We start from the raw sequence: 13,731 nt of genomic DNA, 5'->3' as shown, positions 1-13,731 counted from the left end.
GGTCCCCAGTCAACCGCGTCGACAACGCATACGGCGACAGAAACCTCATCTGCACATGCCCACCAATGGACGCATACCAAGACGCCGCTGAATAAAACCAACGCAAAAAACACCCCCCGCTTTTGCGGGGGGATAGAATTAATGAACGACAATGCGCGACTCGCACAGGTCGCTTGCAGCGGGTGGAGGAGCAATGAAACACTATGTCCTCAGAAACGACCAAGGGCACCTGGCCAATTCAGCGGCACCTACCTCTGAACGACTGCACAATGTCGACGTTTTTCTGAATGACCACACGGCAAGATTTTCGGCAGAGATGGCCGTCGAGTTCTATAGTGCTCTAAACGACCTGGTCGAAAATCACTCTTATGCTGTGAACTTTCGGTGCATTTCCGATTCTTCAGTCGGCGACCCCCGTTACTGGACTGGTCGGACCGCGATTTTCTGGGGGGACATTCACAGGACTTGGCGATGCACAGCGCAGGACAGAACCCGAATATCTCAGGTTCTTAACCTGGCGTCGCGCACGGTATTGGTGGGTGGCAGTGTGTTACTTCTTGCTGAAACGGGGCGGACCGAGGAACCGGTTGCTGCCATTCACCCGAATTTTTCAGCCGCCGCACAGGAAGTCGGACTTTCGGATTGCCACGATAGCACACACCGTTCCCCGGACGGCCGAATTCACAGCGCAGCAACGAGACTAAGCACGCTGCGACTGCTTGCCGACTTCGTGGCATTGGATCACGGTGAACACATGGCAGAAACACTGCGCAGCTATATCGGCATGACCGAGCCAAAACGCAGCTGCGCCAGCCAGTTGGCGACCCGGCTTATCCAGCGCTCAAGCGCTGATCCGATGGTTCAGCAAGTTATAGAAACGATGCTGAACAATGTCGAAGACCCTCTGAAGATTTCGGATCTGTCTCAGGCACTTGGTGCCTCCACCCGCCAATTGCAACGACGGTTTCTGACCAAAACAGGTGTCAAACTTCTGACGACTTACCGCCAGCTTCGGCTGGAGCGTGCCTACGGCCTGCTTCGCTACACCGACATGCCGCAGGCCGAAATCTCGGCGGCCACAGGGTTCTCGTCCTCGGTCGCTTTGGCCCGGGCATTTCGGGCGCAGTACCGGACAACCCCAGAGACAGTGCGCAACTGCCGTTTTGCCGGAGAGTTGTTAATTGACCAAGGCGCACAGGAACGCGCCCATTGAAAGGTTCTACTGACTGATAACGGAACGGAATTCGTCTGGTCTGCACGAATTCTGCACAATCGCTGCAGGTTATCTGCAGGCTGCTCGTTCAGGCTTGAAAAAGCTCAAGCAGGAGAACGACATGCCCAAAAAGCTTACTATCCACGGCCTGCCCCAATCCCTCGCCCAGGATGGTTGGTGGCTGGAGTGTGAAGGTGGAATTTCGACTGGCCCGACACCTCGCCGTAAGCCACCCGGCATTGCCGTAGGTCGAATGCGCTGTGCCGCCCTGATCTTTCTTGTACTTTTGGGCGATCTGCTCTTCTGGGGATATAAGCCTGGGCTTTCACTGGTTTTGTTTGCCTGGTTTGTCATTTTCGCAGCCTGCCTTGGCCACTCTTCGCGACGGCAACAACTGACTGCGGGGTTTGTTCTGCTTCTGTGTTCGCTGCCAGTTCTTGAATATGTTCAACTTCTGTCACTGATCTTTCTGACCGCCGGATTGCTGAGCGCCGTGGCGCTTTTGCAGACACCTTTAGAGATAAAAGCCAGTAAGATGCTGCCGTGGCTGGCAAGTTCGGTGTTCTGTCTGATCAAATCCGTCCCGACCACCGGCCTGTTAGCTGGCGCGGCCCTGATACGCGATCGGTTAAGCTCAGACGGTCAATCCCGAAACCATTCCGCCAACTCATTTGCACACAATTGGGCCGTTCCTTTGGGTGGTGTCTTGTTACTCAGCGCCCTTTTGATCAGTGCAAACCCTGTGTTTGAGCAAATACTGGTGCGCGTCCTCAGAGTCGATTTAGATGTGTTCATGCTTATTCGACGCGCAGTTTTCTGGATCGGGTTGGCGCTGTTGGTCTGGCCGCTCCTGACAGCAACCAGTCCGAAATCCGCGTTAGCAAAAACAGTACCGCAGGGGAAAATTCCAAGTGTACTAAATGCAGATGCTGTCTTTCGCGGATTGATCCTGTTCAACGTGATGCTGGCGGTACAAAGCGTGATGGATGCCTCGATTCTGATTGGAGGCGCTACCCTGCCCGACGGAATGAGCCATGCCACCTATGCCCATCGCGGTGCCTATCCGCTGCTTTTAACAGCCCTGCTGGCGGGGGGCTTTGCAGTGGCCGCACGCCCTTTTCTGGATCAGCAACCGGGGCTGAAGCCCCTTCTTCTATTGTGGTTGGCGCAAAACATTCTGCTGACCTTATCGGCCGCGTTCCGGCTGAACCTTTATATTGATGCGTACGGTCTGACTTATTTGCGGGTTTATGCCCTGATCTGGATGGGACTGGTCGTTATCGGATTGGTCATGGTGACGTGGCAAGTGCACAGAAGGCTGTCGTCCGCTTGGCTGATTGCGCGAACCGCGGCGTTGGGCGCGGGGACGCTTTATGCTTGTGCCTTCGTTAATTTTGCCGCGCTTATCGCTGCGGATACACTGTCGCGCGCGGCGCGAGCGAATAACGCCTTTGGGACAGACTGGGCCTATGTTTGTGGTCTGGGGCACACGGCGGCAAAGGCGATAGCCACACAGATTGCACGGCACCCGATCCCTCACGTTCCCGACTGGGCGCAGAGCTGTGTGCATCCTGCCGCAACCCATCCCAACTGGCGCGAATGGGACTTTCGCAGCGCGAGGGTGAATGGCTATCTTGCGATGAACTTACAAGGCGAAGCGCAATGAAGATCCTGTTGGTTGATGATGATCCCCGCCTGCGTGATCTGGTCGGTCTGTCACTGGAACGAGCAGGGTTTCAGGTGATCACGGCCAGCGATGGCGGGATTGCCCTGACCCATGCCACCCGAGAAGCCCCGGATCTGATCGTTCTGGATATCGGTCTGCCCGAGATGGACGGGTTTGAAGTGTGCCGCCGCATACGCGCCCGCTCCGACGTACCGATCCTGTTCCTGACCGCTCGCGATGACGAGATCGACCGGATACTCGGATTGGAGATGGGCGCAGACGATTACGTCACCAAACCTTTCAGCCCGCGCGAGCTTGTGGCGCGGGTGCGGGCCATTCTGAAACGCACGTCCGAGCCACGGCCGTCAACGATCCTGTCCCATGGCCAGATCACACTCGACACCGGGGCGCATATCTGCAGGCTGGGTGAGAACGCGGTGCCGCTAACAGCGACGGAATTCACATTGCTGGCGACTCTGGTCAGGCGCCCCAGCCACGTGCATAGCCGGACTCAGTTGATCCAAACCGTTTGGGGAGCCCTGTCGCAGGTGTCCGACCGGACACTGGACAGCCATTTGCGAAACCTCCGAAGCAAGCTAGCGCAGGCAGGTTGTACCGGGGTGATCGAAACCGTACACGGGATCGGCATTCGCATTCAGGATGTATCGGCATGAGGCGCAAGTGGCGCCCAAGCCTGGCCTTTGTTTTGGGCGGGGCATTGTGCGGAACGCTGTTGCTGTCTCTGACCGGGCTGGTAGGGTTTCGCTATCTCGGGCCGGACCTGGGCTACAAAAATGCCGCCGTCGTGCTGGCGTTGGTCATTACCGCAGCCACCGCCGTCTTGGGCTGGTTGTTGGTCCGGCTGTTGCTGCGACCAATCTTTGCGCTGGAACGCTTTGCCGCGCAGGTTGTCCAGCACCCAGCTGATCCGCTTTCACCGCCACAGCGTTTTGGCACTCGGGAACTCGGTGCCACAGCGCACAGCGTCATCGGCATGGCCGAAACCCTGCGCAACCGCGAAACCACGATTCGCAGTTTTTCCGACCATGTCACCCACGAACTGAAGACCCCGGTGGCAACCCTCAGAGCCGCCTCAGAACTACTGCGGGATGATGAAACCCTATCAGAGGAAAACCTGCGTCTGGTCGATCAGATCGCCAGCGCTGGCGTTCAGATGGAGCATCAGATCGAGGCAATGCGTCAGGTGGCCCGGGCCCGAGAGGCCCGCCATGACGGAACGACCTCCCTGCACGAGATACAGGGAGGTCTACGCCGTGATTTTCCGGCGCTGGACCTGCGGTTAGACGGGGCGCATGTCGACATACCAATCGGCCCGAAAGGCTTGCTGGTGATACTGCACCAATTGCTGAGCAATGCATTGGAACATGGCGCGCAGGTGGTGCAGCTATCCGCTGTCGCGCAAGAGATGCAGGTTCAGCTGCTCGTGCGCGATGATGGGCAGGGAATCTCGGCCGGGAATGCGGCACGGGTGTTTGATCCGTTCTTCACCACCAAACGCGATCAGGGCGGAACCGGCATGGGGCTGGCCATCGTTCGAAACACGTTGCGCGCACATGGCGGAGATATCTCTCAGCTACCCGCCTCGGAAGGTGCGTCATTTTCGATTCTTTTCGGGATCAGATAACTGCACGAGCACAATCACTGATGGGCCCAGCGCTTCCCATGATGCAGAACTACACTGCGGCCTATTCACGAGGATTCAGGGGTTAGTTTCAGGACGTTAAGCTGTTTGGATATTTTCCCTTCATTTCAACACCTTCACAACCCCGAACCGAAGGGCTTGCCTATGACTGACTCTTGCTAAATGCTGGCTGAAATCACTAAACAAGCCGGGCCGACATGAAACTCGAATTCCACCACCTCAATTTCGTTTCTCACGATGTCGAGCGGCTGCATCGCTTTTACACTCAGGTTCTGGGGCTGGCGGACATCCCGATCGAGAATTTTCCAAGGCCCGACGCAACCGAAGACACGGGTTATGCCGGCAAGATACGTTTTGCGACCGACGGGGCGATACAGATGCATCTGGCCGAGAAAAATCTGGATGTCGCATTCAAACACGGCGAAACGATCAACCCGGTCGAACGCGGCCACATCGCCTTTCGTACGGATGACATAGAAGCCTTCAAAAAGCTGCTGGATGACAACGAGGTGCCTTATTCGGACTACGGCACAGCCTTCGCGAAAGAATGGCACCAACTGTTCTTCTATGACCCCGAGGGCAATATAATCGAGGTTCATGAGGCGGTTTAATTACCACAACAGGCAATTCCAAATGCACAGACCGGTTGTCGGTATTCAGTCCGGTTTGACGCAGAGCCGCAACTGTTCATAATTATCAATACGGTGCCGGATCCTCGCCGTATCGCAGTGGCACGCTGGGCGCGGGCGATTGGCGGCATCATTTTGGCCAAGGGAATAAGACACACGCGAATATTTTTGACAGCTCATTCCCTGACCGCATCACAGAGGAGAGCCCATAATGACCTCGAAACGTATTTTAGGACAAACGGCCATTTCCATTCTCTTGGCTACAAACTTAGCCCCAGCCTATGCGGACGAATTCTCGCTGACCGGCCAGTATGAAGGGATTTATGCCTGCGACAGCACAACGGGCGGCGTGCCTTCAAGTTGGTCAGACCCCATGAACGCCGGGATCATTCAGGACGGCGACCGTATCTCAATCGACCTTCTGTACACCGACAAACAAGAGCTGGGGGCCGAATATTCCCTGTATACCGGATCGGTTGCACTGGCCCCGGACGGCGCGTTGATCAGCGGGTATTTTGAGGCTTGCGGCGGCACGTTCCCATCAAAGGAGCTTGCCCGGATTTTCCCCACCGCAACAACGGCTTCGTTCAGCTTTGCGGTCACCAGCGTCTGGGCTTCGGATCAGGTTCCCAACCTTCCTGGACTCACGGTTCAGACCTGCACCTGGAGCCTGAAACGCGTGTCCACTGAGACCCCCAAAGTCCGGCCATGCGAAACAGCGGACTGACGGCTGATCTTCAAACTGGACTCATTTATTTAAGTCCAGATGTTTAAATTGGATCCAAAGCGCCCATATAGCCGCCAACCTTTCAACCTTAACCGAGCCTGAGCGGATGTTTCATTCACCCCGACGGCCCCCATTGAAACAGGATGGTCCTGATGAATTTTATTCTGCGCGGTAGCCTGGTTACTCAAATCATCATCGGCCTTGTCGCCGGTGCTCTTCTTGCCACCCTTTGGCCATCGGCGGGCATGGCCGTTGGGCTTCTGGGTGATTTCTTTGTCGATGCGCTGAAAGCCGTCGCGCCCGTTCTGGTGCTGATCCTGGTCTGTGCCGCGATCACCAACCACAGCAAGGACAGCGAGGCCCGCATGGGGCCGGTTGTGATGCTATACATTCTTGGCACCTTCGCAGCCGCATTGGTTGCAGTAGCGGCCAGCTTCCTGTTCCCGGTCTCGCTGCACCTGACAGGAACGCCCGAGCTTTTGGACGCTCCGGACGGTCTGGCCGAAGTTGTGAAAAACATCCTGCTGAAGATCGTGGACAACCCGGTAAACGCGATAGCGCAGGCCAATTATATCGGTATCCTAGCCTGGGCTGTTGGTCTTGGTCTGGTGTTTCGCCATGCCAGTGACACGACAAAATCGCTGATGTCCGATCTGGACAGTGCGATCACCAAGATCGTCTCTGCTATCATCCGGGTCGCGCCGATTGGTATCTTCGGTATCGTGGCTTCGACCATTGCCGAAACCGGCTTTGGCGCGCTTGCCAGCTATGGCAACCTGCTGTTGGTACTGATTGGCTGCATGGCGTTCATGGCACTGGTGGTCAACCCGCTGATCGTATTCCTGCGCATCCGCAAGAACCCCTATCCGCTGGTGTTCACCTGCTTGAAAGAATCCGGGATCACCGCGTTCTTCATGCGCAGTTCTGCCGCGAATATCCCGGTCAATATGGAGCTGTGCCGCCGCATGGGTCTGGATGAGGAAACATATTCCGTCACTATCCCCATTGGCGCCACGATCAACATGGCCGGTGCGGCGATCACCATCACGGTGATGACACTGGCAGCCGTGCACACGATGGGTATCGAAGTTGATTTCCTCTCGGCATTGTTCCTGAGCATCATCGCTTCGGTTGCCGCCACAGGGGCCTCGGGTGTTGCCGGTGGATCGCTGCTGCTTATCCCGATGGCCGCAAGCCTGTTTGGGATCGACAATGCGACGGCCATGCAGGTGGTCAGCATCGGCTTTATCATTGGCGTCCTGCAGGATTCGGCTGAGACAGGACTGAACTCCTCCACCGATGTGCTGTTCACGGCAGCCGGATCGTACATACAAGGCGATCCCTACCCCCGTAAACTGCCTATGGAGGAGGTCCCCGCCTAGGCGACCCTGCAGACCCACCCCAAAACACACAACAACCGCCGAGCTTTATTCGGCGGTTGTTTGCTTTTTATCGGTCCACCCGGCGGCGCGCATTGCCGCCGTCAGATCACGTACCGGTTCGGGGGCTGCGAACACTCTGGTCTTCAAAGCTTCCAGCGGAAAATTCGGCCAGGTTTTGGCATAGACTTCAGCCAATCTGCGCGCTTCAACGTGATCCCCTTTTTTCCAATAAGCCGCCATCAGATAGGCCGTTGAGATCGGCCCGAACGGACCACCACTTGCGATCGTGTCCTCATAAGTCCGTATCGCACCCACATAGTCGCCGGTATAAAACTGTGCCGCGCCCAGCGCATTATCTGCTACCGAACCGCCGCCGTCCTCGGCCAGCTCCCGATACCGTTCTGCATGCGAAAGGACGCGCTCGAAATCGGACGTGTAGAGTGAGATCAGGGCGTCGAACTCTGCGATATGCGGATCATCGGGGGCCATATTCGTTGCCCGACCGGTGAGACTGACCGCCTTGTCAAAGTTGCCTGTTGCGAATTCGAGCCACGCCCGGGCGGACAGGGCCCAGGGCGCATCCGGGGCCAGTTCCAGCGCGTGGGCGCTGTTGTCGTCCGCTGTGCCCAGCAACTCAGTCGCAACAGGCTGATTGAACTGAAGGATAGCAAGCATGGTTTGAACCTGCGCCGCACCGGCGTAACCGCAATAGAACAGCGGGTCTCGTTCAATCGCCGTCTCAAAAACCAGCAGGGCTGGACGCAGACGCGACAGATCAACCACCGGGAAGATCAGGTCACGCCCTGCTTTGCACAGGTTCATCGCCTCAACCCGCGTTGGGGAAACATCATAAATCGTGGGTTGATCATCACTGCCCAATTTCGCAGGGACATCCCCGAGAAACGAGGCAGCCAGATACCCAACAAGACCCAGACCGATCACGCCCGCCAAAACGCCACCCAGAATTTTGCTGCGTCCTCCCGCTGACCTGCCTGCTGCGCCGGGTTGAAAGTCAGGTGCATAGCTGCCAACCGGCAGGGAAATGATCACCGGGTCAGAGGCACCCCCACCCCCGTAATACGCCCTTAGCTTGCGCCGCACTCGGCCTGCATCGACACGCACAACGCCCTCGCGCCGGGTCAATTCATCTGCCTCATAACCATAAACATCCATGGCTATGGTCTTGGCGCGTATCTCATCCTTGCGACCGGCCAGTGCTTCGGCCACGACATAGGACAGAAAGGACTGCATTCGCGCCGAACCCTTGAATTCTTTCGACTCCAAAACCCGCTCTAGCGCAGTATTGATCTGCTCTTTCGAGAACGACCCTGTTTCCTTTTGCGATTTGTCACCAAACAGCGCGGTCAAGAACTATCCTTTCACAGTAAGGACTTGTCGGCGTGTTGCTACGGTAGCATGCGGCTTAATACGTTCAAGTCACATTCTCGGTCAGGCATGTTTGGGCTGCGAATACAGCGGGTGCCAACCCAATGACTAATGATGAGTTCTTTGCAGCACAGTTTCCCGACGCAGCCCATCGGTTGCTGGCTCTACGGGCGCAGGATCAGGAGTTCGACCAGATTTGCGCGGACTATCAAGAGATATTCTCGGAACTGGCGCTTGTCACACAAACGGCGGGCCCATCGCATCCCCGCTACCTTGCCGATCTGGCCGAAAGTGTCTCGGATTTACGCAACAGCATCGAAAAGCGATTGCAGGCTTCCGGCTGCACCCATGAGTGAAAGGTTTTAGCATGAAACTCCGTTCTTTTCTGCCCTTGTTTTTCCTGACGGCCACCCCGGCGTTTTCTCAGGACGGACCCATCATTCACGACGGAGAGTTCGAGTATTTGCGGGCCCAGTTTGGCGAAGCCTGGGACGCGCAGGATATCGAGATCGACGCCAGGCTGGCCGAAATCCGCGAAGCAAATAACGGCCAACCTCCCAATTTTCTGTACATTCTGATTGACGACGTGAGCTTTGGTCAGATGGGTGACCGCAAGATGAACTACGTCATGGGGATCGAAACCCCGAGCATCAACCAGCTGGCGACCGAGGGGCTGTCTTTGATGCGGATGTATACAGAACCTTCCTGCACACCTACTCGAACGGCGATGCTGACGGGCCGCCATCCAGTGCGGGCCGGGGTGGAAGAGGTCAAGGTGGCATTGGTGGGCGAAGGTCTTCCGGCCTCTGAGGTTACGCTGCCCGAAATTCTGAAGCAGGCCGGTTACAATACGGCCCATGTCGGCAAATGGCATCAAGGCGATATCGAACAATCCTATCCGCACAATCAGGGCTTTGACTGGGCCGCGTTTCCACTGCACCAGCAAGTCCAGCTGAGCCTCATGACCCCCGAGGCGATGCGAGCCAATGCCATGCTTGGCTATGTTCCCGAAGGGCAGAATAACCAGTTCCTTCTGGACTCGCGTTTCAAACCCTACGGTCTGGTCACCGGTGTCGAAGCCGAGGCCGGAGGTTTGGCGCGCGAAGTCGACATGGCGGCGGGCGAGGTCTGGACTCAGGCTAAATACGAAGACATGAACCAACGCTATCAGCGGCAGGCATTGGAACAGCTACAGCGCGTTGCGGCCGAGGACGCGCCATTTTTCCTGCAATACTGGCCTCTCTACCCGTTGAACTTTGTTTACCCCGATCAGGCGATCTCGCGAAATGGCGGGTTTCACGCGGACAAGCTGCAGTTGCTGGACGGTTGGATCGGCGATCTGCTTGAGGCACTGGAGCAAACCGGAGAAGCGGACAACACGATTGTAATCCTGATGGCCGATAACGGCCTGATGTATCACTACGAGGGCACCTCGGGCTTGAATCAGCTGATCTATCGCGGTGGCAAAACCCAGCACCTTGAGGGCGGCGTGCGCACGGATGCCTTTATCCGCTGGCCCAATGTGATCGAAGCCAACAGTGCCGCGGGTGATATCTTCCACGTGTCCGACATCTATACCACGATGGCACGGATTGCGGGCGCGACCGACTACATCCCGCGCGACCGTATCATTGACGGCATCGACCAGACCGCCCTGTTGCTGAACGGCGAAGGCAATGGGCGACGTGACTACGTCTATGTCTACGAAGGCCCCGTGCTGCGGTCAGTGGTCAAGCAGGAATTCAAGATGCACCTGCCCGCCCCCGGCCAACCCGGTGCCGCCGCACCTACCTACAACATCTATCGCGATCCACGCGAAAAACACCCTCTGGTCGGATACTCGTTGTGGGCCGGCGCGTCCTTTCAGGACATGATCAAACGTCACCAGAAGATGATCGCCAAATACCCACATTCCGAAATCGGTACCGGCATGCCCTATGAAGGGATCGATAACCTGCGGCCGGAATCTGAACTGACGCGCGATGTCTTCATGAGCTGGCAATAATGCAAGTTCTCAGAAAAAAGGTGTGATATATCACAATGTTTCAATATGATACGGATATCGCGCCTGTTCTCGCGGATTGAATCACATGGAATTGGGGGGGAAATCGGTATGAAACTGACATGGTCGATCATTCTGTCGACAGGCTTGGTGGCCGCATCGGCGAATGCGCAGGAAAATCCAATTCAACACGATGCCGAGTTCTACATTCTGCAGGCACAGCACGCCGAACAATGGGCGCAGGATGATACAGAGGTAGACAAGGCACTGGCCGCTTTTCGGGACGGCAATGGCGGTAAACCTCCGAACATTGTCAGCGTGCTGATCGACGATATGGGGTTTGGCGACATGGGCATCCCCGAGCTCAATGCGGTTCGTGGGTATGAGACACCGAATATCAACGATTTCTCGGATCAGGCTATGCGGATGGTGCGCATGTACACCGAACCCTCTTGCACACCAACCCGTGTGGCGCAGATGACAGGACGGTTGCCCGTACGAATGGGTATGGGCGACACTACGGTGGATATTGCCGGGTTCGGGTTGCCGGGCGATGAGGTGACGCTGGCCGAGGTGCTGAAACAGGTAGGTTATGCAACCAGCCATGTAGGCAAATGGCATATGGGCGATATTGCTGAAAGCTGGGCGATGAACCAGGGCTTTGACTACGCCCAGCACGCCATCCACCAACAGGGTCAGCTAACCATCTTCAACGACGACGCGATCAAGGAACAGGTCTCGGTTGCGATCCGGGACTACGACGACAAATACACGCTGGATGATTGGTTCCGTCCGGACTCTGCCGCGATGATGACTGTTATCGAAGGCGAAACCGGTGGGCCAATTCGCGAAATTCGAATGGAATCCGGCGAACGCTGGAACGCCGCCAAATATGACGAGATGAATCAGGCATTTCAGGACAAGACGCTTGAGGAACTCGACCGGCTTGCGAGCGGAAAAGAACCCTTCTTCCTGCAATATTGGCCAATGATCCCACTGGACAACACCCGTGCCGGACGATCTGGACCTGAGAGCGTGAATGGTGGTTTGTATGTGGACAAGATGCAGTTGCTGGATGAGTGGCTGGGTGACTTGTTCACGCGGATGGATGAGCTGGGACTGGCAGAAAACACAGTCGTCGTCGTCATGGGTGACAACGGCCATTTCACCAAATACGCGCCGCAGTCCGGATTTACGCCTTTGATCTATGCGGGCGGCAAAGGTGACACGACCGAGGGCGGCGTACGCGTCGACGCCTTCATCCGCTGGCCAGGTATGATCGAAGCCGACGGATTGCTGAATAGCATTATCCACGTGTCGGACTTGTATACCACGCTGTCGCGCTTTGCCGGGGCCGATCAGCATATCCCCCGGGATCGGTTGGTGGATGGGGTGGACCAGTCCGCTGCGCTGTTGTTTGCAGATGAATCCAAAGCACGCCGTGATCATGTTATCGTCTATTCGGTGAACAAACCCGAAGCCATCGTAAAAGACCAGCTTAAGCTAAAGCTACCAGGACCCGGGGAAAGCGCAATTCTGGCAAAGTTCTTTGATCTCTACCGGGACACGCGGGAAGAATACTCGGTCTCGACTGAGGTTGGCGCATGGGGAGGGCAGGAATTCGCACGAATTCTGGGCCGCCACATGGCACGAAAGGAAAAGTACCCCGACACTACGCCCGCCTATGGTGTGCCTTACGAAGGGATCGAAAACATCCGCCCCGAAACCCAAAAGGCCGTCGAAGCGTTTATGATCAAGCGCGCCTCGCCACAGCAATAACACGGATGAGGAGGTGCACATGGCCGGAAACATACTCTTCACCTTGGGCTTGATCGTCTCGCTTGGGATCGGCTTTGTCTATTTCCGCGATCTGGGCGACGTGTCGCAAATGCTGCTTAAGGTCAAACGCAAGAACATGGTGCGTTTCATCCGCCACGAATACCGCCTGATCGCCATCGGATTGGGTGCGTTTGCCGTTGCAACGCTGGCACATTTCATTCTGGGCGGGGGGGGCTTCTGGCTGTGGGCCATAGCGTCAGTGCTTGTTCTTCTATTGTATGGGTTTCCTTACGTCTGGGTGCATCTGGGGCTGCGCAATCAGCTGAACGATGCCGCCTTTTTTCCCATCAGCGAGGCCCGAAAATACGTCGGTCCGACAGCGCCGGTCATAGTAATTGAAAACAACGGCCATGCCCGGGCGCACCCAGATGCGCAGATAATGCGGCCTCATCTGGCGGGGGACGCCGACGGTCTGGGCGGCGAGGATGTGGTCATGACCTATTGCGCGATGGCAAATCTGGGGCAAGGCTATGCCCCCCGGATCGAAGGCAATCGACTGGACCTTGAGGTGCTTGCCCAACACGGCAACAACCTGATTCTGCGGGACAATGAGACAGGTGAGCCAATCCAGCACATCTATGGCTTCCGCGAGGCCGACCGTGATCCAAATGCCGACGGCCTGGCCTGCCCCCTGCGGCCCGAAGCGCAGATGAAGCCCTGGCCGACCTACCGGATGACGTTCCGTGGGTTCCAAAAGGCGTTCCCAGACGGCGAGGTGTTTCTGAACAAGCCCTCGCCCAATCCAGCACTTCGGTTGCTGGACATGGTGACCGAGATCACATTTGGCTGGGGCATTGGCCGTCAGCATCAGGAAGACGCGCCTGTCATGGACAATATGGACCGCTCGGACGACCGATTGCCCAACAAAACCTATGTCTGGGGGATTACCATTGGCAAGGACGCGGCGTGCTGGACGGATGATTTCATCGTCGACAACAACTGGATTGTGAATGCCACGGTGGGCGGCCGCGATGTCGTCGTCAGCCTAGACCCGAAATACGAAAGCCTCGGCGTTTGGTATAATGACAGCGGCAAACCCGTTTCGCGTTGCGATTTCTGGGGGATGTCGGATCAGGGCCGGTTGCAACGGGTCGAAACCCTGCGCGCTGGCGTCTTTTGGCACGTTTGGTCCGAGTTCTTCCCAGAAACCGATATCAACCGTGTTGGCCCCAAAGCAGACAATATGGCGGCTTAACGTCAATAAACCCGGATGTTTGCCATGCG

At 56.7% G+C, this 13,731-nt stretch carries 12 protein-coding genes; 11 read left to right on the top strand and 1 reads right to left on the bottom strand.

Annotated elements, in window-relative coordinates; genetic code table 11:
• Nucleotides 1–193 precede the first annotated feature (193 nt).
• From ACR0IY_RS18455 to sstT, 7 genes are all read left to right on the top strand, one after another.
• Nucleotides 194–1,213, top strand: a complete 1,020-nt coding sequence (locus ACR0IY_RS18455; RefSeq protein WP_480675898.1) for a helix-turn-helix domain-containing protein — start codon at nt 194–196, stop codon at nt 1,211–1,213.
• 121 nt (nt 1,214–1,334) lie between these two features.
• On the top strand, nt 1,335–2,879 hold the full coding sequence (locus ACR0IY_RS18450) for a DUF4153 domain-containing protein (RefSeq protein WP_480675896.1): 1,545 nt from the start codon (nt 1,335–1,337) through the stop codon (nt 2,877–2,879).
• Nucleotides 2,876–3,553 (top strand): response regulator transcription factor, encoded by a 678-nt coding sequence (locus ACR0IY_RS18445; protein ID WP_480675894.1) that lies wholly within the window; start codon nt 2,876–2,878, stop codon nt 3,551–3,553. The genes ACR0IY_RS18450 and ACR0IY_RS18445 overlap by 4 nt, the downstream gene beginning before the upstream one ends.
• Nucleotides 3,550–4,524: a sensor histidine kinase gene (locus ACR0IY_RS18440; RefSeq protein ID WP_480675892.1), complete on the top strand. Its 975-nt coding sequence runs from the start codon at nt 3,550–3,552 to the stop codon at nt 4,522–4,524. The genes ACR0IY_RS18445 and ACR0IY_RS18440 overlap by 4 nt, the downstream gene beginning before the upstream one ends.
• A 215-nt stretch (nt 4,525–4,739) precedes the next feature.
• On the top strand, nt 4,740–5,153 hold the full coding sequence (locus ACR0IY_RS18435) for a VOC family protein (RefSeq protein ID WP_480675890.1): 414 nt from the start codon (nt 4,740–4,742) through the stop codon (nt 5,151–5,153).
• A 229-nt stretch (nt 5,154–5,382) separates the two neighbouring features.
• Nucleotides 5,383–5,898: a hypothetical protein gene (locus tag ACR0IY_RS18430; RefSeq protein ID WP_480675888.1), complete on the top strand. Its 516-nt coding sequence runs from the start codon at nt 5,383–5,385 to the stop codon at nt 5,896–5,898.
• Between the two features lie 152 nt (nt 5,899–6,050).
• Entirely contained in the window at nt 6,051–7,280 is a 1,230-nt protein-coding gene (gene sstT, locus ACR0IY_RS18425) for a serine/threonine transporter SstT (RefSeq protein WP_480675886.1), read from the top strand.
• 45 nt (nt 7,281–7,325) lie between these two features.
• Here sstT and ACR0IY_RS18420 read toward each other — a convergent pair whose 3' ends face one another.
• Nucleotides 7,326–8,648 (bottom strand): tetratricopeptide repeat protein, encoded by a 1,323-nt coding sequence (locus tag ACR0IY_RS18420; protein WP_480675884.1) that lies wholly within the window; start codon nt 8,646–8,648, stop codon nt 7,326–7,328.
• A 122-nt stretch (nt 8,649–8,770) separates the two neighbouring features.
• Here ACR0IY_RS18420 and ACR0IY_RS18415 point away from each other — a divergent pair, with 122 nt between their 5' ends.
• From ACR0IY_RS18415 to ACR0IY_RS18400, 4 genes are all read left to right on the top strand, one after another.
• Nucleotides 8,771–9,022 (top strand): hypothetical protein, encoded by a 252-nt coding sequence (locus ACR0IY_RS18415; protein ID WP_480675882.1) that lies wholly within the window; start codon nt 8,771–8,773, stop codon nt 9,020–9,022.
• 11 nt (nt 9,023–9,033) lie between these two features.
• Complete coding sequence (locus ACR0IY_RS18410) at nt 9,034–10,671, top strand: sulfatase-like hydrolase/transferase (protein WP_480675880.1); 1,638 nt, start codon at nt 9,034–9,036, stop codon at nt 10,669–10,671.
• Nucleotides 10,672–10,779: 108 nt separating this feature from the next.
• Entirely contained in the window at nt 10,780–12,447 is a 1,668-nt protein-coding gene (locus ACR0IY_RS18405) for a sulfatase-like hydrolase/transferase (protein WP_480675878.1), read from the top strand.
• 19 nt (nt 12,448–12,466) lie between these two features.
• Nucleotides 12,467–13,702, top strand: coding sequence for a DUF3179 domain-containing (seleno)protein (locus ACR0IY_RS18400; protein ID WP_480675876.1), 1,236 nt, complete (start codon nt 12,467–12,469; stop codon nt 13,700–13,702).
• Nucleotides 13,703–13,731 lie beyond the last annotated feature (29 nt).

Source organism: Ruegeria sp. BC1 (assembly GCF_056539305.1).
This window is presented reverse-complemented; position numbering and strand designations above follow the sequence as displayed.